The organism is Roseiflexus castenholzii DSM 13941, from assembly GCF_000017805.1.
In the GTDB taxonomy this organism is placed as follows: domain Bacteria; phylum Chloroflexota; class Chloroflexia; order Chloroflexales; family Roseiflexaceae; genus Roseiflexus; species Roseiflexus castenholzii.
This window is the reverse complement of sequence record NC_009767.1, coordinates 5,307,007-5,327,338: the sequence shown is the minus strand read 5'-3', so window position 1 is coordinate 5,327,338 and position 20,332 is coordinate 5,307,007. Positions and strand designations below refer to the sequence as shown.

Genomic DNA, 20,332 nt, shown 5'->3' with positions numbered 1-20,332 from the left:
TCCAGAGACAGGCATTGCCTTACTGATAGCGCATGCGACGATCCGGTTGCACTTTGATCAGGTCACGTCCGCGTAATGCTGCGGCTGCTGCTTCCTCCAGCGTTGCGCCGACCGACGCCTCGACGGCGGCGAGATATGCGCCTTCGACAAGCGGCGCATTGCTGATGACGACACGCATGGACGCCTCATCTTCCAGGACGGCTTCGACACTCAACGCAGCACTGGTAAAATCGACCAGAACGAGAACGCCGTCGTTGCCGGCGATGCGGCGCAGACCCTCCCGAATCGCTTCCGGGCTGATACCGAGAGACCCATCGACCGCTCCGCCGACTGCGACAATCGGAACCTGACCATGGGTCGCCTGCTCGGCAAACTCCTTGACGCCACTTGCGAGCCGTTCACTGTGCGCAACGATCAAAATGCCAACCATATCACGTCACAAGTCCGTATGCTTCGGCAAGAATCTCAATCGGATGGCGCGCAACCACGCCAGCGCCATGGCTGATCTGCCAGCGGCATGTCTCTGAATCACACAGCGCCATATCGGCGCCGGAGCGTCGCACGGTCTCGAACAATGGCGCCCCGACATCCATGCTGATCCGATACTTCTCGACTTTCAATCCATATGTTCCGGCGATGCCGCAGCAACCGGCGTGCGTTTCGATCAGGCGCAGTCCGGGGACGAGTTCCAGCACGTCGAGCGCGGGGCGACCGATGCGATGCGCGCGCAACTGGCATGGCGGATGGTACGGCAGCGTGCGCTCAATCGGGCGAAAGTCGGTGCGCAACTCGCCGCGCATGTGGAGCAGACGCAGAAACTCAAAGATGTCATATGTCTGCTGTGCAACTGCGCGCACCGTATCGCTCTGCATGCCGAGCAATTCCGGCGCTTCTTCTTTGAGCGTCAGTGTACAACTGGTGCTGGCGCCAACAATTGGGATGGTGCGCAGCGCATACGGCGCCAGGAACGCGACGTTCTCTTCGTGCGCGCGACGTGCAGCCGCAAAGTCGCCATTCGAGAGCAGCGGCAGACCGCAGCAGCGCTGGCGAGGAAGCAGCACCTCGAAACCGTTGTGTTCGAGCACCGCGACGACTGCTTTGCCGATCCACGGCTCATAGTAGTTTGCCGAGCATCCATGGAAGTAGACCACCTGGCGTTTCGGTGTTCCGGCGTCGATCTGCGGCGCGCGTCGGCGCCGGAACCACGACCGAAAGGTGTACCGGCTGAACGCCGGCAATGGCGCCTCCCGCGCAATGCCCAGTGTGCGCTCGATGACCATGCGCAGCGGTTTGGAACCGAGCAGCGCATTGGCGATCGGCGCGTGCGGTCCCGCCCCCAAACGACCGACCAGACCAGAGCGACTGATCAGGCGATTGCGCAGCGGGATGCCGCGCTCTGCCACCAGACGCGCCCGCGCCCGCGCATTCAGTTCGGCGATCCGCACGCCGGTCGGGCAGACCTCATTGCACACGCGACATCCTGAACAGTAATCTACCGACTCATCGGGCGACGGTTGACGCGCGTGCCGGAAACGCTGCGCCTGCGGACCGACATATTTGGGTCCGGGAAACAAATCGGTAACGGCACTGACCGGACACGCCGCCGTGCAAATGTTGCACTTGATGCAATGGTCGAGCGACGCTTCAAGCGATTGTTCGATGTGATCCTCTGGAATGATCATCATGCCATCCATTCTGCCAGTATGCGTCCGGCTGCCCATCCAGTGGCGAGGGAAACGCCACTCCGACTGCGTTCACGGACGGTGTCGGTTCCAGCCAGTAGTGCGCCGGCGACTGTCACATTGTCATACACAACGGCGCCATCGGTCCCGATCGGTCGAAGGTGCGCATCGGTTGCGACGCCGGCCGTGTAGATGGCGTGTCCCTGCGGATCGAGGAAACGCGGCGCAAACCAGGCGGCGCGGTTCGCCGGCGCACGCACCGGCAAATCGAGCGCCGTTTCGCGCACCATTCCCATATGGTCAGTCCGAATGCCGCCACCCGCAACTCCGCCGGTTGCCAGCAGCGCGCGCTCGACGCGATGTTCCTGCCGGCGCGCCGCCGCCTCGCTCCACACGGTCGTCAACAGACGATCCCGTCCATCGCCGCAGATCACTTCCGATCCAATCTGCACGCGACCGCCTGCCTGTTCGATGGCATTCTGAAAGAGGGCAAACAGTCGCATACCCGGAACGGACGGCGGCAATGTCGGAATCTCGAAGATTTGCGCGCCGCTCTCGTCCTGCAAATGGGCGACAACCCCTGTCGGATCGCGCAACCCGAGCACCGCCGGCAGCCCGATCCGGGTTGCATCGCCGCGTTGTGCGCGCAATTGCCTGCCAATATCGCTGCAAAACGCCGGATTATCGAACAGACGCGCAAATGTCACCGGGTTGTATTCACGTCTGCGGAAGGCAGGTGGAATGGTCAGGTAGACGCCGCGCGCTGCCATTCCCTGCGCAGCCAGGTTGGCGGCGATGAACGGCGGATAAAAATCGCGCAATTCACGGAACCCGGCAATCAGCATTGTCCCGCCGAGTCGCACATCGCCGGCCGCCATCGTCACCGGCAGGAGCGCAGCCGGCCGCAGCGCACCTGCCGACGTCGGCAACAAAATATTCCGATCCAGCCCGCCGACATACGGATACCGCGCCGCCTCGGTCAGTGCGCGAAAGCGCACAATGGCTTCCTCCACGGCGTGCGCGCCGATGAGCGCGTATGGGTGATGCGGGTGTAATGCGCCGATCTCCTGAAGCGCCTCGCGCGGCGAACGTTCATCGCCGCCCCAGATATCAACCGTGCCAGCGGTCCAGTGGGTCGCTCCCTGCCCCTTCGCCAGCACCAGCGGCCGCAGTCCGGCTTCTGCCAGCGCCAGCGCGCCCATCAATCCACTCAACCCTGCGCCGATCACGATCGTTGTGCGCATGGCAATCGTCCTTATCCGTAGATCAACGGTTCTGCCACGTCTGACTATTACCTCTTCGCCCCCTCACACAACCTCCTCGATCACAACATCTCGTGGCTGCTCGATGGCGTCGAGGGTGGCTTCCGGCAAGCGATCAACGGCAAGCGTTTCGAGATAGTTCAGTTCGTCGAGGCGTTCCTGGCGCAACTGATCCCCCCACAACGTCGGCGTGACTCCCTTCCAGCGTTCCTGAAGGAAATGTCGGAGCAACGCCGTTGCCGGCGGCGCGCCAACCGTATGTGTTGCCCCATCGCGCAGTTCGTGCCAGATCGCAGCGGCGCGATAGGTACAGAATCCACCCTGACACGGACCCATCCCCAGGCGCGTATCGCGGCGCAGATCGTCGAGATTGGCGGTTCCATCACTGCGGATCGCCGCTTCAAGGTGGGCGCGCGTCACCAGTTCACATTCGCAGATGAGATCGCCGTAGCTATCGTCCGCCTCGACCTCTGCCAGCCTGTGTCCCAGCATATAGAACGGCGACGCCAGAATGGCAAACTGTGAGCGTGCCGGAGCGCGCGGTGCAGCGGCGGCGCCATCGTGCGACGGTTCAATCGTTAGATCTGCCGTCCGGCATGGTGTGGTGACGCCGAGACGTTGCGCGACCAGGTTCACAGTGTGCTCCGCCATCAATCGATACGTCGTCCACTTACCGCCGACAATGCTGACCATGCCGGAGACACCATCGCGTGTTTCGTGGTCGAGCAACTTATAGGTGCGAGGAATATCGCGATCGTTTCCCGCGTCCTGATCTTTGTACAATGGTCGCACCCCTGCCCATGCTCGCAGCGCGCGCATGCGGCTGACGCCGGGAATCAGGCACTCGCCCTCTTCGAGGATGAGCCGGACCTCTTCCGGGGTGATGTCGTACACATCGGGATCAGGCACAGGGATGTCGGTAGTGCCAAGCACTGCGACCGTATGGATGGGCACGATAATATCGCCGTCGGACGGCATCTTGCAGCGGTTGACGACCGTGTTGACAATCCGGTGGTTCATTGCGATCATGGTTCCCTTGCCGGGCACAACGTTGATGCGCAACCCGGCCATCGCCGCGATCTTCCCCGCCCATGCACCGGTTGCGTTAATGATGAAACCGGCGTGGATGCGCACCGTTTCGCCGCTTCGCAGATCTTCGCACAACGCGCCGACGATCCGATCACCAACACGCTCCAACCTGGTCACACGATGGTAGGTCATCACCTGTGCGCCGTGGCGTCGCGCATCATCGGCATTGGCGTGCGTGGCAAGGAACGAGTCGGCGGCGCCATCGCGCACGGCAAACGCCCGCTGAATGCGTGGATTGAGCAGCGGTTCGCGGCGTAGCGCCTCACGCACCGGTATTTCCTCGACCCACACACCGGTGCGACGGCAGGCGGCAATGAACCGTTCGGCATACGACTCGTCGTCTGCCGGAGTCACGACGAACAATCCGCCCGTTTCCTCGATACAGTGCGGCATAATCTTGCGCAAGATTTCATTTTCGCGCGCGCACTCCTCCGCTGATTGCGGGTCTTTCACCACATAACGACCGCCAGAGTGCAGTAACCCGTGGTATCGCCCGGTGGTGCCGTGCGTCAGATCACCCTTTTCGACCAGCGCGGATCGGATGCCGCGCAGTGAAAGGTCCCGCAGCGCGCCGGCGCCGGTAGCACCGCCGCCGATCACCAGAACATCAGTTGTAAGGGTGCGCATATCCGGTCCTTTCCAGGTCAGTGCATCTCGGTTGTCTGATGAGATGGCGGGTCGGCATCGAGACCAACCATCGCACAGGCAATATAGTACGCCGATGTTGCGCCAGGGTCCTGATGCCCGATGCTGCGCGGTCCGAGAAATGCGGCGCGCCCTTTGGTCGCCTGCATCGGTATCGTGGCGCGCATCCCTTCCTCAACGGCGACGAGCGCACAGCGTGCCGCTTCTTCGAGCGATTGGCCTTGCACGATAGCGGTGCGAAATGTGTCGACTCCTGGCGCAATCGCATCGAGCATGGTCTTTTCGCCACGCTGGACGCGCCCACGTTCGACGATCCCTTTGAGCGCCACTTCGAGCGCAGCAGCAATATCGGCGCCGTCAATCGTGTAGCGCCCCGCCAGCAATGCGCCGGCGCGCCGAAATGCCGTTCCATAGAGCGGACCGGCCGCACCGCCGACGGTTGCGAGCAGCGTTTTCCCGGTAACGTCCAGGATCGTGCCGATATCACCGTCCTGTAGCGCATCGAGTTTGACGACGACTGCGGAGAAGCCGCGATTCAGATTCGTCCCGTGGTCTGCATCGCCGATCACGGTATCAAGTTCTGTCAATTCAGCCGCGTGGTCGCGGATAAGCGCGGCAGCGCGCTCAAGAAAGCGGATGACATGGTCGACGGTGATCTGCATCCGGGAAGCCTCCAGACAAGCATCTCCTCATCATGATAGATTGGACATCAGCATGACCGTCCAATGGCATCAGTGTATCCGCCTCACTTGCCCCAGCGCAGAGCGGGTGTGCATACCGGAGCATCCCACAACTGAAGCAGCTCATCGTCCAGTCGCATCAGTGTGATGGTGCATCCCGCCATATCGAGCGATGTCATATAGTTGCCCACCAGACTGCGTTCGATAGCAATGCCGCGCGCTGCACACCATTGCGCAACTTCGCAAAAGGCGACATACAACTCGATCTGCGTTGTCGCGCCGAGTCCATTGACAAGCGCCAGCGTGCGATCCCCGGTATGCAGACCGAGATCATCGGCAAGCGCGCTGCACAACAGATCGACAATCTGTGAAACCGGCGCGAGCGCAGTTCGTTGCCGACCCGCTTCGCCATGAATGCCGATGCCAATCTCGATCTCGTCGTCGCCAAGATGAAAGGATGGTCGATTCAACGCAGGTATGGTGCAGGCAGAAAGCGCGACCCCTATCGAACGGCTTTCGCGGAGCGCGCGGCGCGCAACCTGTGCGCACTCCGTGAGCGAGGCGCCCATTTCCGCAGCCGCGCCGGCGATCTTCTCGACGATGATCGTGGCGCCGGTGCCGCGCCGAAGGTCCTGCGCCGGGTTGGCAACATCGTCTGCCACAACGACCGTTGCCGTCGGCACACCTTCGTGCAAAAGAGTCTCGATAGCGATCTCGAAATTCATCCGATCGCCAGCATAGTTTTTGATAATGTACAGCACTCCCGCATCGCCTGCCGCAGCATGCGTCGCCGCCAGAATCTGATCGGGAGTTGGCGAGGTGAAAATCGCACCGGGACAGGCGGCTGTCAGCATTCCCCGACCGACGTATCCGATGTGCATCGGCTCATGCCCGCTGCCACCGCCGGAAATGATAGCAACCTGGTTCTGGAGCGGCGCATCGGCTCTGATGACATAATCCGGGTTGCGTATCACGCGCGCCATGCCCGGATACGCCTGTGCAAAACCTTCCAGCGCGTCCGATATGATCGTATCGGCTGAATTGATGAGCATCTTCACTCGCTGCGCCCTCCTGGCCTCGCCCGGGTGACTGCGTTGTCTGGCATCAGTTGTGTGCGGCATTGCACCATGATGTGTGAATCGTGTACGGGCACCATTATACCAGAAGCCATGATCCGCATACCCGGTAATCATGTATCATTTTTGCGCTATTTTTAGAAATGAACGTAACTTTTACCGTGTCTATGGGTTATGAATGCAGATAAGCGCAAGACGATGCATGGGGTGTATGGACGATACTGAATTGGTCGACCGGTTAAAACGGTTTGACCCACAGGCTGTCAGTTGGATTGTAGAACGCTATGGTGCGGCGTTGCATCGTTACGTTACGGCAATTGTCGCCGATCCACACCTGGCGGAAGATATCGTCGCCGAAACATATGCGCGCATGCTCGAACGTATTGGCGACTACAAAGTGACCGGCGCGCCGTTTCGCGCCTGGCTCTACCGTATTGCCCACAACCTGGCGATCAACGCCGTGACGCGCAATCGTTCCGCTTCGGATGATTTGACGCTGGCTCGCGCCGAGGCGTCGTCCGGCAATCCGGCGGAAATCTTCGAGCGCGAGGATCTGCACCAGGCGCTGCGACGGGCATTGCAGGCGCTTACTGAAGAGCAGCAACAGGTGCTGCTGTTGCGATTTGTGGCAGGGCTGTCGATTGCTGAAGCGGCGCAGCAATTGCAGCGCTCTGAAGGTTCGGTCAAACAACTGCAATTGCGAGGGTTGCGCGCCCTCGGGCGCATGTTGGGCGCAGCAGAGGCGGAGGTTGGCAATGGACGATGACGAGAAACTCTTGCATGCGCTGGATGTCTGTCTGGATCGCATCGAGCGCGGCGAATCGGTTGAGGTATGTCTGCACGACTATCCGACCATGCGCGGCGAACTCGAGCCGATGTTGCGCGCTGCCGCATCGTTGCGCACACTGCCGGCGCCGCCGCCCAATCTTATGGCAATCGAGCAATCGGTTCTCGCGCGCGCCGACGAACTGCGCCGCGCAGCGTCATCATTGTCAGCGCCCTCGCCTGCCACTCATCTCTATCCCGCAGCCCTGTTCCTGGTTGCAGCGCTTGCAGCGCTTGCGCTCCTGATCGGCGCATTTCTGATCCTGAACACCCTGTCTGGCGGTATGCGTGGCACGCCGCCCCCCGTGCCGCCACGCTCGCCTGATCCTGTCACTGCCACTGCGCCGATCCTGCCTACCGCGTCGCCAACATTTCCCCCGATGGCATCACCCGCTCTATCGACCTCGCCAATACCGATCAGGGAGGCATCGCCGACCTCACAGCCAACGGTCACATCAACCATCGGCACGCCGACAGCAACGTTTCAACCGCCGCCGGTGCGCACCCTGGAACCGCCGCCGGTGCGCACGCCGGTGTTGCCGCCAGCGCTTCCACCGACCGCTGCGCCGCCTGCACCGCCGCCGGCTGCGCCACCTTCGCCCGACAATGACAATAATGACAATAATGACGACGATGACGATGACGATTAAGGCTGAGGCACCTGCGCTGGATGTCGGTAGTGCGGGTGAGGGGTTGGAGCGTCCCTGGATGCCTGCGCATCGCCGGAATGCGTTGCCGGCAGTGTACCCGCGCCTGCCGCGCTGGTGGAGCGAGGGCAGGCGGGTGAGATCAATAGGGTTATTGGCATGCAGCGGCCGCCGCTTGCCCCTGCCAGACCGGCCAACTGCTGGCGTGATACGGCGCCGTGCAGGCTGAAGCCGGTCGCCGGTTCACAATGAGAGAGGGAAGGATGCTGCTCGGGGTTCTCACTGCCGCTGCCGACGGCGCATTTGGCGGGACATTGACGGTCAGCGGAGTGAGCGCCGGTGACGCTACCAATGACCGGTGACCATGCGGCATGGTCACCCCGAGCCGCGCGAGGGGTCGTGCGCGACCTGCTTCGATTCCTCGCTGCGCGCGGAATGACAAGCATGCGGCATCTTCAATCGTAATTGGTAGCGGTGAGCGGGACGACGACCGTCGCCTCCACCGCTGAGTGTGGCGCGAATGTTCTGGCGATGCCATGATCAGCGTGCCGATTTGAGGACATCGAGGAGGCGCGCCACCTCCTCAGAGTCGACAGTCTCACCAGAGCAGAGGCAATCACGCGCATAGGTTTCCGCCAGGAGCGTACTCAGACTGCCAATCGCCGCCTTGACAGCGGCGAGTTGCGTCACAATCTCCCGGCAGTCACGACAATTCTCGATCATCCGTTGAATGCCGCGCACCTGACCTTCGATTCGCCGCAGCCGCACCAGCACATCGTGGCGCAGTTCATCGCTGATCGGGCGCGCGGGCCGCGGTGCGGACATCACTCCCTCCCTGTGCGATTATTCGGCAACCGCCGCGTCGAATGCTTCCTTCAACATACGCTTGGGACCGGCGCCGACGATCCGGTTGATCTCCTTGCCATTCTTGAAGAAAATCATCGTCGGAATAGCCATGATGCCGAACTTGCTCATCCAACGCTGATGGTCGTCGGTATTGACCTTAGCGACCTTAACCTTACCATCGTATTCCTTTGCCAGTTCTTCGAGGATTGGCGCAATAACGCGGCAGGGACCGCACCACGGCGCCCAGAAATCCACGACGACCGGAATGTCAGATTGCAGGACCTGCTGCTCGAAATCGTCATCCGTCACGGTAACAGGCTTTGCCATAATAGATGTACACTCCCTTTGTTATAGAGCTGACGTCTTCATACCTCCCAGGGGTATGCCGTTACAGTATAATCTGCCTGTACCTTGAAGTCAAGGAGGTCGGGATGGTCATCGAACGTCTGAATGCCGCAACGTTTCATGCTGCGCGCCCCGGTCTGGTGGCGCTATTGCAGGATGCCGTGAACAGCGGCGCATCGCTTGGTTTTCTGCCGCCGCTCGATAAAGCGACGGCGCAACGCTACTGGGATGCCATCTGCGATGATGTCACCGAACGGCTGCGCGTCCTGCTGATTGCGCGGGAAGGCGACACGATTATTGGCGCCGTCCAACTTGAACTGGCGCAGAAACCAGGTGAGCAGCACCGCGCGCAAATGAAGAAACTCATGGTGCTCCGCTCAGCGCGGCGGCGGGGCGTGGCCCGGGCGTTGTTGGCGGCGGTTGAGGAAGAGGCGCGCCGCGAAGGACGGTCGTTGCTGATCCTCGACACGCGCGAGGGCGACCCCGCCGAATTGCTCTACCAGGCATGCGGATACACCTTCGTCGGGCGCATCCCGAAGTATGCCCGCAGCGCCGATGGCTCGCTGCACACAGCCGTTATCTATTACCGATTGTTATAGCGCGGCGTTATATCATTGGAATGATCAATCCTATTGCGCCGGCTGTCAGCAGCGGTATGGCAACATACCAGAAACGGCGCATCAGCCGATTCGCGCGAGCGCCGGCCGCCAGATACGGCTCACCGATCGCTATCCACGTCACCACGCCGATGGTCAGGATGATCATCGTCAGTTCGTAGACCAGTCGCGTCGCATCACCCAGACTCAGCCATACATAGTAGATCTCGAAGAAGGCGCGCAACCAGATGGCGTAGATAACGATGGCTGCCAGTCCCAATACCAACAGCCAGAGTCCCCAGACCGCAGCGCCGCGTTTCCACGTTTGCGCCGTTGGTTGCTGATCGATCATCGTTCGTCTCCATAAATCACAGCGTATCTCCTTGCTCTTCTGTATATCAGACGTCCATATCCCGGTCCGTGTTTCTGCGGTTATGATCGTACCATCCCTAACCCCTCTTGTATCTCTCGCCTGTATAATCTGCTCTTGATCCACCGTCTACGAGGACAGGGACGCTATGAAAACAACACGTGAGCGCATTGAGGATTTGCGCCGGCGGCGTGAGCGCGCACGCACGACGGATCCGCAGGCGGCAGAGAAGCAGCACGCGCGCGGCAAGATGACTGCCCGCGAACGTATTGAAAAATTGCTCGATCCGGGTTCCTTCGTTGAACTCGACGCCTTTGCCGTTCATCGCACCACTGCGTTTGGCATGGATCGGCACAAGCCGCTTGGCGACGGCGTAATTACCGGGTATGGCGCCATCGACGGTCGCCATGTTTGCCTCTTCTCCCAGGATTTTACCGTGTTTGGCGGATCGCTTGGCGAGGTGTTCGCCGAGAAGATCTGCAAAGTCATGGACCTGTCGTTGCGGATGGGTGTGCCATGTATCGGCTTGAACGACTCCGGCGGCGCGCGCATCCAGGAAGGGGTCGTCAGTCTTGGCGGGTACGCCGAGATTTTCTACCGCAATGTGATGGCGTCGGGCGTGGTTCCTCAACTGTCGGTGATTGCCGGACCATGCGCCGGTGGTGCGGTCTATTCACCTGCGATGACCGACTTCATCCTCATGGTCAAGGGAAGTTCGCAAATGTTTATCACTGGTCCCGACGTGATCAAAACCGTCACCGGCGAGGATGTCGGCTTTGAGGAGTTGGGCGGGGCGATGACGCACAACTCGCGCAGCGGTGTGGCGCATTTTGCCGCCGACAGCGAAGAAGAAGCCTTCGATCAGGTGCGGGCGCTGCTTTCGTTCCTGCCGTCAAACAATCTGGAAGACCCGCCATTCGTTCCTACTGATGATGACCCTGATCGTATGGACGAGAGTCTGCAAACGATCATTCCCGATAATCCGCGCAAACCCTACGATATGCTTCAGGTCATCGAGGCGGTTGTGGACGAAGGCAGTTTTCTCGAAGTGCAGCCGTTCTGGGCGCGGAACATCATTATCGGGTTTGCGCGCCTCGACGGGCACGCAGTCGGGGTGGTCGCCAATCAACCGGCGCACCTGGCGGGCACGCTCGACATCGACTCATCGGTCAAGGCGGCGCGGTTTGTGCGCTTCTGCGACGCCTTCAATATTCCGCTGATTACATTTGTTGATGTGCCCGGCTTTCTTCCTGGAACTCAACAGGAATATGGCGGCATTATCCGGCATGGCGCCAAACTGCTGTATGCCTACTGTGAAGCGACCGTGCCGAAGCTCACGGTCATTACGCGCAAAGCCTATGGTGGCGCCTACGACGTGATGGCGAGCAAGCACATTCGCGCGGATTTCAATGTTGCCTGGCCCACTGCCGAAATTGCCGTGATGGGCGCCGATGCCGCCGTCAAGATCATCTTCCGCCGCGAACTCGCGCAGGCAGCCGATCCGGTAACGCGCCTGGCGGAACTGGTCGAGGATTACCAGAACCGATTCGCCAACCCCTATATCGCGGCTGAACGCGGATACCTCGACGATGTGATCGAGCCGCGCGAGACGCGACCGGTTCTGATCCGCGCATTGCGCCTGGCGCGCGGGAAACGTCAGACCCTGCCGCCGCGCAAGCATGGGAATATACCGCTGTAAATCTGATACTGCGGTGTTTTGGGTCGGGTGCGCCATCTCTCCTGCCCCCTCACAAAAAGAGAGGGGGCTTTCTCATACCCGAAACGGCATGCGATAGAAGACTTCGCCAGGGAAGCCTGTCCGGAATCGCTGCACATGGCTGAGCGCTTTGCCGATTGCCTGCGTTTGGACAGTATCGTATTGGTTATGCTCGCGGTATCTCTTATATATACCAATGACGATTGAAGATGCCGCATGCGTGTCATTCCGAGCCCTTCGCTTCGCTCAGGGTAAACGCAGCGACGGGTCATTCCGAGCCCTTCGCTTCGCTCAGGGTAAACGCAGCGAGGAATCTGCGCGGGTCGCGCACGACCCCTCGCGCGGCTCGGGGTGACCATGCCGCATGGTCACCGGTCATTGGTATTATAGAGTGAGCAACCAAAACCTGGACCATCGAGAACGGAGAGCGACTGACGTTGCCTGAGCCTGTCGCTGCCAACGTCCGTCGCAAGACGGGCGACACGGGCCATTATTGTGCAACATCTGGTTGTTCGCTCTTAATGTAATATCGCACGTGGTCCTGCAACAGTTCAGACCGATATTTTCACAAGACGTTGAAATGAACCATCGGAGGCGTTGATGCAAGATAACCAGTCATTTTCGGATCGCACCGGCAAAGTTGTAATGGGGCTTGCTTCAGCAGAGATTGCTAGAGCGCTGGAAAGATTACAGATCAGCAAGTATCATACCAAAGGCGGTCATGGATTTGCGGCTGAAGATGCCAACGCGTATGGCGATGCGCTGCGGTTGAGAAATGTTGAGATAACGGGAAACGCCAATAAAATCAATGGTCCAGATCGTATCGTTGATGGAACCCCAATTCAAACCAAATATTTTCAGACATCTGACGCGACTATTAATGCTGCATTCGATCATACGACGGGTTTGTATCGGTATCAGGGACAGGTTTTGGAGGTTCCTGCCGATCAGTACGACGAATGTGTTGAACTTTTTCAGAGGAAAATCGCTGAGGGAAAGGTTCCGGGAGTCAATGATCCCAATGAAGCGAAGGATATCGTAAGAAAAGGATATGTCACATACAAACAGGCTCGCAACATTGCGCGAGCCGGTAATGTTGACTCGCTCCTGTTTGATGTCCAGACGCAGTCGATTACGTCGACTTACGTTTTTGGGATTTCATTTACGATTGACTTCGCGTGTCGAATATGGCATGGAGATAAACCAGAGGAAGCAATCCAGAGTTCGCTTCAAAACGGCATCATCGCAGGGAGTAGAACGCTTGTCAGCGGTGTCATTTCTGCTCAGGTGTTGCGCACTCGTATGGCTGCCGCAGGTACAGTCGCATGGCGCAGCGGAGTGAACAAAGTTGCCTCGACAGACCTCGGCAGAACCTTTGTTCACCGCATTGCCTCGGCATCGCGTGGAAAACCCGTCTATGGGGCGGCAGCCGTCAATCACGTTGCGAAATTGCTTCGCACGAATGCTATCACGTCCACGATCAGTTTAGTTGCGTTGACGGCGCCGGATATGTACCGTGCCGCCATCAGGCGTGATATGTCGTGGTCTCAGGTCGCTAAAAACATTGCTGTCAATGGAGCGAGCATCGTTGCCGGTTCCGGTGGATGGTTCGCAGGAGCAGCGGCGGGCGCCACAATCGGAAGCGTCATTCCAGGTGTTGGCACAGCAATAGGCGGGGTTGTGGGCGGAATATGTGGAGGAGTGCTGGGAGGCTTTGCTGGAGCCAGTGGTGCAAACAAGGTTCTTGATCGATTGATCGAAGATGACGCTAGCAAGATGATCCATCTCCTCCAATCCGCTATTGAGGAGTTGGCGAGCGATTATCTCTTATCCGAGAGTGAATGCGCAGAATTGATGACGGAAGTCAGGAAGACGATTTCTGATACGTGGCTCAAGGACATGTATCGGTCAGGATCGTCAGACGACTCGAATCTGACACGCAAGCGGTTTGCATACAACTCCTTTGAGCATATATGCCAGCAAATTACCTCGAGGCGCTCCAGGATCACGATGCCGGATCCTGATCAGGTCCTGAACTGTGCTGCCCGTATCGCTGAAGTGTACACGACCCAGGATGATAGCATCGCTCAAGAAGCATCGAATGTCTCGCCGTGAGGTGGACGACAATGCTCGATGAGGCGGCACGAAAACCGGCTTCTTTAGGGGCAGGCGGTCTAATGTTTGTAGTCGCCGCAACGACGGGCGTGGTATGCGCATGACGGTCGCTGCGGTGACAACCACGGTGCTGACGATGCATGGTGGACCTTCATTAGATTCCCTCTTGCTTCTGGTTATGGAGTCGTGCTAAGATGGAAAGCAGGTTTGATCCGTTGCGCAGCAAAGTGTGGCATCCATGGGGCGGAGAACTATGGCGCACGTGAGTTACGATGCCGATCCGGTGGAGCGAGTCGTTGAGTTGCATTTGCCCAGTCGTCTTGGTTACGAAAAAGTCGCAATGGACGCTGCCGCATCAATTGCACGGCGCATGGGGTTCAGCGCGGATCGCATCGATGCGCTGCGCACGGCGCTCGCTGAAGCGGTGACCAATGCCATCGAACATGGCAATGCCCACGACGATGGCATGCGCGTGCTGATCATTCTGACAGTACGACCATCTGAACTTGTCGTCAGTGTTGCCGATCAGGGGATGAAATCGATTGATCAATCACATCTGGCGCCGGCGCCTCGGATCGAAGACTCGTTTGCCCGTGCCGATAAAGGCGGTTGGGGCATCTGGTTGATACGTGAATTGATGGACGAGGTGGAGTTTACCACAGCGCCAACCGGCGGCAATCAGGTGCGGATGGTCATTCATCTCGAAAAGCAACCGTAACATATGTCCAACGTATCTTCTCCTCTCTCACTCGAGTTGTCGATCCCCAGCGAGTTTGGGTATGAACGAGTCGTTCGTGAGGCAGTGGCTTCATTTGCGCGTCGTATTGGTTTGAGCAGCGAGCGAGTCGAAGATTTGAAGACCGCCGTCAGCGAAGCATGCCTCAACGCGATTGAACATGGCAATGCACAGACGGCGGGGATGCGCGTCGGTGTCACGTGTGTCTGGGAAAACGACGGCCTGACTGTCAGAGTGCTGGATCACGGATTGAGATGCTATACCGGTCATGTAGCGCCCTGTATTGCATGCAAGGTGCATGGTGAGGCGCCGCTGCGCGGTATGGGGTTGTACCTGATTGCGCAACTGGTCGATACGTATGGCTTCGAAACGTCGCCAGATGGCGGCAATGTGCTGTATATGCATATGCACACTCGTTCGATGGCATGACGGATGCGATAAGCGTCCGGTCATGGATTGTTGGGCAGCGCTCGTGCAACGGGCGCCGCTGCAACGGGCGCCGCACGGTGTCGATGTGGTATGAGGAGCATGGTCATGCAGGATGATGAGCTGCGTGTACATATTCGCGAGCGTGAAGGGGTGGCGATTATCGATCTGGTCGGCGATGTGACCACCTTTGCCGAAGAGAAGATTACCGGCGCCTACAATGAAGTTTCGCGCAAAGGCGCACGAAACATTCTGCTCAATTTTCGTCAGAACGATTACATCAACAGTGCCGGCATCGCCATCTTGATCGGTGTTGTCACCGAAGTCAATCGCAATAATCAGCGGCTGGCAGTCAGCGGGTTGTCGCAACACTTTCAGAAAATCTTTCGCATGGTTGGTCTGGCGCAGTATATCGACATTTATCAGGACGAAGATGAGGCGATTCGTGGTCTGACCGCCGCAATGGCCTGAATCACCGGACGACAATGGATGGTTTTCTTTTGTTCGTTCTTTTCGCGGCTGTTCTGTTGTTCGCAGCATATCTGTTGTGGCGCTATTGGGCTGCTCTGACAGCAACCACGCCGGAAGAGGAGCGTTTCGAGGAGCGGATCGCCGCGTTGAACGAACGTCAGGCGCACCGTTACAGCGATGAGGAATTGGCGGCGCCGGTCACCGAAGAGGATGCCTGGCGCGCGATGGTCGAGCGTGGGCGGCGCGCAACGCGCCGTGAACGCGCAACGAGTGATCTGATGCGTCGTCGCGCCAGAAAGCGCCTGCCCGAACAGACACCTCGACTGTTGCCCGGACGCCGCGTCACGACGTTGCCTCCTGACGAGGAATGATCGTTGGCGAGGCGAATATCAACAACGCCGCACTTCCCAGCAACGCTCCGATGAGATATGGCGCCGCCGTTCCCGCCCGATCAAAACTGATCCCCGCCACCACTGGACCGGCGATCATCGTCAGGTTGAGCAGTGCTGCCGTTCCTCCCATCAGGCGCCCCTGGTCGGCGGGCGATACCTGGAGCGAGAGCAGGCTCGTGAGTGCCGGGATTGCCAGACCGCTGCCAAACGCGATCAATCCCACTGATGGATAGAGCATCCATGCCGCTGACGCCAGACCGGTTGCGAGCAGGGCGCATACCATCACGATCATTCCAACACGCGCCAGTCGCGCGTCTCCCAGCCAGCGCTGCATGCGACCGAGCAGCAATCCCTGTGTGGTCACTGCGCAGATACCCACAAACGCAAAGAATAGCGCATTCTCGAACATACCCCAGCCAAAGCGCGCGGCGGTAAAGAGCGGGAAGTTACTGTACAGCCCTGAGAATGCGAGGTTCAGCAACACTACGACCATCAACACGCGACGGATCGTCACAATTCGCAGCAGGACAATCAGGTTCGCCAGTGGGTTTGCAACGCGCAGCACCATGCTCCAGTGCGATGGCTTCGCGCTATCGAGAGGGATTAATCGGCGGCGTTCCGGCGGTAGCGATTCGGGGAGCGCGGCAAGCGCAAACAGGGTGTTCGCAAACGCCAGCATCGAAGCGACCAGCGCCGGGGCGCTCAGGTTGGTCAGGCTCAGCACCCCGCCTATCACAGGACCAACCATCAGTCCCAATCCAAATGCCGCTCCGATCAGACCCAGACCGCGTGCACGGCGATCCGGCGTGGTGCTGTCGGCGATCGACGCCTGGGCGATGCTGAGATTGCCGCCGGTGACCCCATCGATGAACAGCGCCAGTACCAACAGCGGCAGACTGTCGGCAATCGCCAGGAGCAGGTACGCGAGCGACGTGCCACTCAGGCAAGCAATCAGCACCGGGCGGCGACCAAACCGATCCGACAGACTCCCCAGCATTGGACCGACGAGAAACTGCGCCATAGCATAGAACCCGCTCAGTATGCCGACCAGTGTGGCGCCGGGAGCGACGCGCTGCACATAGAACGGCAACAGCGGCACGATCATGCCGTAGCCGACCAGATCGACGAAGACCGCAAGAAAAAGAATGGCAAGCGCGTTGCGTTTCATGAGATGTTTGTCGGTATCCTGGCAGAGAATCATAGTGGAAAAACCGGCTCTTGACGAATGCGAATAAATGTTCTAAAATGTGAATCAGCCAAAAAGGAGACCAACTTGCCCCCACCAATACGGGTCGAACTCCAGACCCACGCTCTCTCTCCAGCCTCCTTGAAAAAACTTTCGATCAGGTTCTTGGACCGAACGGTCTGGCTCAGGAAGGAGTACTCTCATTGTGTCTACGTCACAAAAAATCGTTCCCCATCTCTGGTTCGACAAAGAAGCCGTCGAAGCAGCGACATTCTACGTCTCGTCCTTTCCCGGCTCGCACTTGATCAACGCCACGACACTCCGCGACACGCCATCGGGCGATTGCGATGTCGTTTCGTTCGAACTGGCAGGTTATGCGTTCCAAGCGATCAGCGCAGGACCCTTCTTTACTCCCAATCCGTCCATTTCATTCATTGTTTATCTCCCCACTTCCGCACAGGTCGATACATTGTGGAGTCGGCTTTCGGATGGCGGGGAAACCCTGATGCCGCTTGAATCCTACCCGTTCAGCGCCCGCTACGGATGGGTGCAGGACAGATTCGGCATTTCGTGGCAACTGACGCTATCTGAACATTCGTCAGCTTCGCTGACGATCATTCCCGCTTTGCTGTTTATTGGCGACAACTACGGCAAAGCAGAAGAGGCGTTGCATTTCTACACGTCGGTGTTCAACGCCTCGAAGATTGGTGAGATTCGTCGCTATGGACCGGATCAGGCGCCGGATCGGGAAGGAATGATCCTGCTCGCCGATTTCGTGCTGGAACATCAATCTTTTATCATGAGCGAAAGCGCATTTCCGCACGAATTTGGCTTCAACGGAGCCATTTCTTTCATGGTCAACTGCGAAACCCAGAAAGAAATCGACCACTATTGGGAATGCCTGTCAGCGGCGCCAGAAGCCGAACAGTGCGGCTGGCTGAAGGACAGATATGGCGTCTCGTGGCAGATTGTTCCTGCGGTTATGGAGAAAATGCTGCGTCACGGCACCCCGGAACAGATCGCGCGCCTCACACAGACATTCCTGCCGATGAAGAAATTCGACCTGGATGCTTTGCAAAGCGCATATGCCACTGGATAATACCAATCACCTGTGAACATCCGGCATCGTCACCCCGATCAGCGCGAGGAGTCGTGCGCGACCCGCTTCGATTCCTCGCTGCGCTCGGAATAACAAGTCGCTGCGCTCGGAATGACACGCATGCGGCATCGTCAATCGTCATTGGTACAAGAGGGCGCTCACGGCATGGAACGATACCGGTTCATCGAGCAATTACCAGAAACCACTTTCGCTTGCTCTCGTGAGACTTCGTGCATACTCCTGACCCGCTTTTGAATCGACACGTGGCGCCGCTGGCATGATCGGATATTTGGTATGCCCAGGCAATGGTGAATCGCGCATCGGATTGCATAGGCGCAGCGTGAGGAACCCGTGACGACGCGCACAACATCGCGCACCATCGGCGCCCTTACCTGGATGGACCTGTCCACCCCCGACCTGGCAAGCGCCAAATCAGATGCGGGATTGTTGGGTTCGGTCTCAGACCTGCCCGTGCGGGGGGTTGGGGGCAGGTCTCAGACCTGCCCGGACGGGGGTGTTGTTGGGGCAGGTCTGAGACCTGCCCGGACGGGGGTGTTGTTGGGGCAGGTCTCAGACCTGCCCGTGCGGGGGGTTGGGGGCAGGTCTCAGACCTGCCCGGACGGGGGTGTTGTTGGGGCAGGTCTCAGACCTGCCCGTGCGGGGGGTTGGGGGCAGGTCTCAGACCTGCCCGGACGGGGGTGTTGTTGGGGCAGGTCTCAGACCTGCCCGGACGGGGGTGTTGTTGGGGCAGGTCTGAGACCTGCCCGGACGGGGGTGTTGTTGGGGCAGGTCTCAGACCTGCCCGGACGGGGGTGTTGTTGGGGCAGGTCTCAGACCTGCCCGGACGGGATTGTTGGGGCGTCTTCCCGAATCTCTGGTATCATGCCTGCATTGCGAAACATCGTTCACTGCCCTGTCATTCCCGTTGTATGACCATGAACATCGTTTTTCTCTCACCGCACTTCCCGCCGAACTGGTATCTGTTTTGCGTGCGCCTGCGCAATCTGGGCGCGAATGTTCTGGGCGTCGCCGACGAACCGTATGAACTGCTGCACCCGGACCTGCGCACTGCATTGACCGAATACTACCGGGTATCGGATCTGCACCATTACGACGAGGTGTTGCGTGCGCTCGGCTATTTCACGCACCGCTATGGCAAAATCCAGCGGGTCGACTCCCTGAACGAATACTGGCTGGAAACCGAAGCGCGGTTGCGCACCGATTTCAACATCGAAGGACCGAAAATCACCGATCTGCCCGGCATCAAGCGGAAATCGGAAATGAAGCGCCTTTTCACCCGCGCACAGGTGGACGTAGCGCGTGGGATTCTGGCGCATTCACCGGCGCAGGTGCGCGCTTTCGCCGTTGAGGTCGGCTACCCGCTCGTCGCCAAGCCGGACGTTGGCGTCGGCGCGAATCACACGTACAAGATTACGAGCGACGCCGAACTCGATGCCTTCCTGTCGCGCCAGCCTGAGGGGTTTCTCATCGAGGAGTATGTGCATGGCGTCATTCAGACTTTCGATGGACTTGCAGACCGTGATGGCGAACCGGTCTTCTTTACGTCGATGCAGTACAGCAACGGTGTCCTGGAGGTTGTCAACAACGACGACGATATTTACTATCTGACCGAGCGTGACATTCCGCCCGATCTCGAACAGGCAGGGCGGCGCATCCTCAAGATATTCAATGTGCGCGAACGATTCTTTCACTTCGAGTTCTTCCGCACTCCTAAAGGGCGATTGGTGGCGCTCGAAGTCAACATGCGTCCTCCGGGCGGGCTGAGCATCGATATGTTCAACTACGCCGGCAACATTGACCTGTACAATGCATGGGCGAATGTGTTGATCAATCATCGCGTCAGCATCCCGCCGACGCGGCTGTACCACGTCTGTTACGCTGGACGCAAACCGTTCCGTTCCTATGCTTTGACCCACGAAGAGGTGCTGATCCGCTTCGGCGATTGCATCGTCCACCACCAGCCGATGCATCCGCTGTTTCATCGAGCGATGGGTGCGTATGCATATCTGATCAGATCGCCGGATCGCGCGGAAGTAATTGCAATTGCGCAGGAGATTCAGCGGTTGAGCGTGTGTTGATTGCGCAAACCGCCATTCTCGGCTACAC

21 protein-coding genes are annotated in these 20,332 nt (G+C 58.9%); 11 read left to right on the top strand and 10 right to left on the bottom strand.

Going from position 1 to position 20,332, the window contains the following annotated elements; all coding sequences use genetic code 11:
* Positions 1–19: 19 nt before the first annotated feature.
* The 6 genes from RCAS_RS21340 to dhaK form a co-directional block, all read right to left on the bottom strand.
* On the bottom strand, positions 20–430 hold the full coding sequence (locus tag RCAS_RS21340) for a PTS-dependent dihydroxyacetone kinase phosphotransferase subunit DhaM (RefSeq protein WP_012122567.1): 411 nt from the start codon (positions 428–430) through the stop codon (positions 20–22).
* 1 nt (position 431) lies between these two features.
* Positions 432–1,685: an anaerobic glycerol-3-phosphate dehydrogenase subunit C gene (locus RCAS_RS21335; protein WP_198135968.1), complete on the bottom strand. Its 1,254-nt coding sequence runs from the start codon at positions 1,683–1,685 to the stop codon at positions 432–434.
* Positions 1,682–2,926 carry a glycerol-3-phosphate dehydrogenase subunit GlpB gene (gene glpB, locus RCAS_RS21330; RefSeq protein ID WP_012122565.1) on the bottom strand — a complete coding sequence of 415 codons (1,245 nt, stop codon included), beginning with the start codon at positions 2,924–2,926 and terminating at the stop codon, positions 1,682–1,684. The genes RCAS_RS21335 and glpB overlap by 4 nt, the downstream gene beginning before the upstream one ends.
* Before the next feature lie 63 nt (positions 2,927–2,989).
* Complete coding sequence (glpA, locus tag RCAS_RS21325; RefSeq protein WP_012122564.1) at positions 2,990–4,660, bottom strand: anaerobic glycerol-3-phosphate dehydrogenase subunit GlpA; 1,671 nt, start codon at positions 4,658–4,660, stop codon at positions 2,990–2,992.
* A gap of 17 nt (positions 4,661–4,677) precedes the next feature.
* A complete protein-coding gene (gene dhaL, locus RCAS_RS21320; protein WP_012122563.1) occupies positions 4,678–5,340 on the bottom strand; it encodes a dihydroxyacetone kinase subunit DhaL in 663 nt (220 codons plus the stop codon).
* Positions 5,341–5,423: 83 nt separating this feature from the next.
* Positions 5,424–6,410, bottom strand: coding sequence for a dihydroxyacetone kinase subunit DhaK (gene dhaK / locus RCAS_RS21315; protein WP_232280091.1), 987 nt, complete (start codon positions 6,408–6,410; stop codon positions 5,424–5,426).
* 235 nt (positions 6,411–6,645) lie between these two features.
* Between dhaK and RCAS_RS21310 the strand changes: the two genes are divergently transcribed.
* The gene (locus RCAS_RS21310; protein ID WP_049768863.1) at positions 6,646–7,200 is read left to right on the top strand and encodes an RNA polymerase sigma factor; all 555 of its coding nucleotides are present in this window, start codon (positions 6,646–6,648) and stop codon (positions 7,198–7,200) included.
* On the top strand, positions 7,190–7,909 hold the full coding sequence (locus RCAS_RS25415; RefSeq protein WP_012122560.1) for a hypothetical protein: 720 nt from the start codon (positions 7,190–7,192) through the stop codon (positions 7,907–7,909). Before RCAS_RS21310 ends, RCAS_RS25415 begins: the two co-directional genes overlap by 11 nt.
* Before the next feature lie 537 nt (positions 7,910–8,446).
* Here RCAS_RS25415 and RCAS_RS21300 read toward each other — a convergent pair.
* Together RCAS_RS21300 and trxA are read right to left on the bottom strand one after the other, a co-directional pair.
* Complete coding sequence (locus RCAS_RS21300) at positions 8,447–8,731, bottom strand: metal-sensitive transcriptional regulator (RefSeq protein WP_012122559.1); 285 nt, start codon at positions 8,729–8,731, stop codon at positions 8,447–8,449.
* An 18-nt stretch (positions 8,732–8,749) separates the two neighbouring features.
* Entirely contained in the window at positions 8,750–9,079 is a 330-nt protein-coding gene (trxA, locus tag RCAS_RS21295; RefSeq protein ID WP_012122558.1) for a thioredoxin, read from the bottom strand.
* Positions 9,080–9,183: 104 nt separating this feature from the next.
* On the opposite strand from trxA, the gene RCAS_RS21290 reads away from it, so the two are divergent.
* Positions 9,184–9,696: a GNAT family N-acetyltransferase gene (locus RCAS_RS21290; RefSeq protein ID WP_012122557.1), complete on the top strand. Its 513-nt coding sequence runs from the start codon at positions 9,184–9,186 to the stop codon at positions 9,694–9,696.
* Positions 9,697–9,703: 7 nt separating this feature from the next.
* Here RCAS_RS21290 and RCAS_RS21285 read toward each other — a convergent pair whose 3' ends face one another.
* On the bottom strand, positions 9,704–10,045 hold the full coding sequence (locus RCAS_RS21285; RefSeq protein ID WP_012122556.1) for a hypothetical protein: 342 nt from the start codon (positions 10,043–10,045) through the stop codon (positions 9,704–9,706).
* 166 nt (positions 10,046–10,211) lie between these two features.
* On the opposite strand from RCAS_RS21285, the gene RCAS_RS21280 reads away from it, so the two are divergent.
* The 6 genes from RCAS_RS21280 to RCAS_RS21255 all read left to right on the top strand — a co-directional run bounded on the left by RCAS_RS21280 (position 10,212) and on the right by RCAS_RS21255 (position 15,899).
* Entirely contained in the window at positions 10,212–11,762 is a 1,551-nt protein-coding gene (locus RCAS_RS21280; protein ID WP_012122555.1) for an acyl-CoA carboxylase subunit beta, read from the top strand.
* A gap of 618 nt (positions 11,763–12,380) precedes the next feature.
* A complete protein-coding gene (locus RCAS_RS21275) occupies positions 12,381–13,895 on the top strand; it encodes a hypothetical protein (RefSeq protein WP_012122554.1) in 1,515 nt (504 codons plus the stop codon).
* Positions 13,896–14,148: 253 nt separating this feature from the next.
* Positions 14,149–14,613, top strand: coding sequence for an ATP-binding protein (locus RCAS_RS21270; protein ID WP_012122553.1), 465 nt, complete (start codon positions 14,149–14,151; stop codon positions 14,611–14,613).
* Positions 14,614–14,616: 3 nt separating this feature from the next.
* Positions 14,617–15,060, top strand: coding sequence for an ATP-binding protein (locus RCAS_RS21265; RefSeq protein ID WP_012122552.1), 444 nt, complete (start codon positions 14,617–14,619; stop codon positions 15,058–15,060).
* 105 nt (positions 15,061–15,165) lie between these two features.
* On the top strand, positions 15,166–15,528 hold the full coding sequence (locus tag RCAS_RS21260) for an STAS domain-containing protein (RefSeq protein WP_012122551.1): 363 nt from the start codon (positions 15,166–15,168) through the stop codon (positions 15,526–15,528).
* A 14-nt stretch (positions 15,529–15,542) separates the two neighbouring features.
* On the top strand, positions 15,543–15,899 hold the full coding sequence (locus tag RCAS_RS21255; RefSeq protein ID WP_012122550.1) for a hypothetical protein: 357 nt from the start codon (positions 15,543–15,545) through the stop codon (positions 15,897–15,899).
* Here RCAS_RS21255 and RCAS_RS21250 read toward each other — a convergent pair.
* Positions 15,871–17,088: a tetracycline resistance MFS efflux pump gene (locus RCAS_RS21250; RefSeq protein ID WP_041332229.1), complete on the bottom strand. Its 1,218-nt coding sequence runs from the start codon at positions 17,086–17,088 to the stop codon at positions 15,871–15,873. The two genes, RCAS_RS21255 and RCAS_RS21250, sit on opposite strands and share 29 nt — an antisense overlap.
* 223 nt (positions 17,089–17,311) lie before the next feature.
* On the opposite strand from RCAS_RS21250, the gene RCAS_RS21245 reads away from it, so the two are divergent.
* Positions 17,312–18,205: a VOC family protein gene (locus tag RCAS_RS21245; protein WP_012122548.1), complete on the top strand. Its 894-nt coding sequence runs from the start codon at positions 17,312–17,314 to the stop codon at positions 18,203–18,205.
* A 935-nt stretch (positions 18,206–19,140) separates the two neighbouring features.
* A complete protein-coding gene (locus RCAS_RS21240; RefSeq protein ID WP_049768926.1) occupies positions 19,141–20,304 on the top strand; it encodes an ATP-grasp domain-containing protein in 1,164 nt (387 codons plus the stop codon).
* The last annotated feature ends 28 nt before the right edge of the window (positions 20,305–20,332 follow it).

Bases quoted from the DNA above. Each gene is read 5' to 3' on its own strand.
- RCAS_RS21340 (WP_012122567.1), bottom strand. From the start codon at position 430: ATGGTTGGCATTTTGATCGTTGCGCACAGTGAACGGCTCGCAAGTGGC.
- RCAS_RS21335 (WP_198135968.1), bottom strand. From the start codon at position 1,685: ATGATGATCATTCCAGAGGATCACATCGAACAATCGCTTGAAGCGTCG.
- glpB (WP_012122565.1), bottom strand. From the start codon at position 2,926: ATGCGCACAACGATCGTGATCGGCGCAGGGTTGAGTGGATTGATGGGC.
- glpA (WP_012122564.1), bottom strand. From the start codon at position 4,660: ATGCGCACCCTTACAACTGATGTTCTGGTGATCGGCGGCGGTGCTACC.
- dhaL (WP_012122563.1), bottom strand. From the start codon at position 5,340: ATGCAGATCACCGTCGACCATGTCATCCGCTTTCTTGAGCGCGCTGCC.
- dhaK (WP_232280091.1), bottom strand. From the start codon at position 6,410: ATGCTCATCAATTCAGCCGATACGATCATATCGGACGCGCTGGAAGGT.
- RCAS_RS21310 (WP_049768863.1), top strand. From the start codon at position 6,646: ATGGACGATACTGAATTGGTCGACCGGTTAAAACGGTTTGACCCACAG.
- RCAS_RS25415 (WP_012122560.1), top strand. From the start codon at position 7,190: ATGGACGATGACGAGAAACTCTTGCATGCGCTGGATGTCTGTCTGGAT.
- RCAS_RS21300 (WP_012122559.1), bottom strand. From the start codon at position 8,731: ATGTCCGCACCGCGGCCCGCGCGCCCGATCAGCGATGAACTGCGCCAC.
- trxA (WP_012122558.1), bottom strand. From the start codon at position 9,079: ATGGCAAAGCCTGTTACCGTGACGGATGACGATTTCGAGCAGCAGGTC.
- RCAS_RS21290 (WP_012122557.1), top strand. From the start codon at position 9,184: ATGGTCATCGAACGTCTGAATGCCGCAACGTTTCATGCTGCGCGCCCC.
- RCAS_RS21285 (WP_012122556.1), bottom strand. From the start codon at position 10,045: ATGATCGATCAGCAACCAACGGCGCAAACGTGGAAACGCGGCGCTGCG.
- RCAS_RS21280 (WP_012122555.1), top strand. From the start codon at position 10,212: ATGAAAACAACACGTGAGCGCATTGAGGATTTGCGCCGGCGGCGTGAG.
- RCAS_RS21275 (WP_012122554.1), top strand. From the start codon at position 12,381: ATGCAAGATAACCAGTCATTTTCGGATCGCACCGGCAAAGTTGTAATG.
- RCAS_RS21270 (WP_012122553.1), top strand. From the start codon at position 14,149: ATGGCGCACGTGAGTTACGATGCCGATCCGGTGGAGCGAGTCGTTGAG.
- RCAS_RS21265 (WP_012122552.1), top strand. From the start codon at position 14,617: ATGTCCAACGTATCTTCTCCTCTCTCACTCGAGTTGTCGATCCCCAGC.
- RCAS_RS21260 (WP_012122551.1), top strand. From the start codon at position 15,166: ATGCAGGATGATGAGCTGCGTGTACATATTCGCGAGCGTGAAGGGGTG.
- RCAS_RS21255 (WP_012122550.1), top strand. From the start codon at position 15,543: ATGGATGGTTTTCTTTTGTTCGTTCTTTTCGCGGCTGTTCTGTTGTTC.
- RCAS_RS21250 (WP_041332229.1), bottom strand. From the start codon at position 17,088: ATGAAACGCAACGCGCTTGCCATTCTTTTTCTTGCGGTCTTCGTCGAT.
- RCAS_RS21240 (WP_049768926.1), top strand. From the start codon at position 19,141: ATGAACATCGTTTTTCTCTCACCGCACTTCCCGCCGAACTGGTATCTG.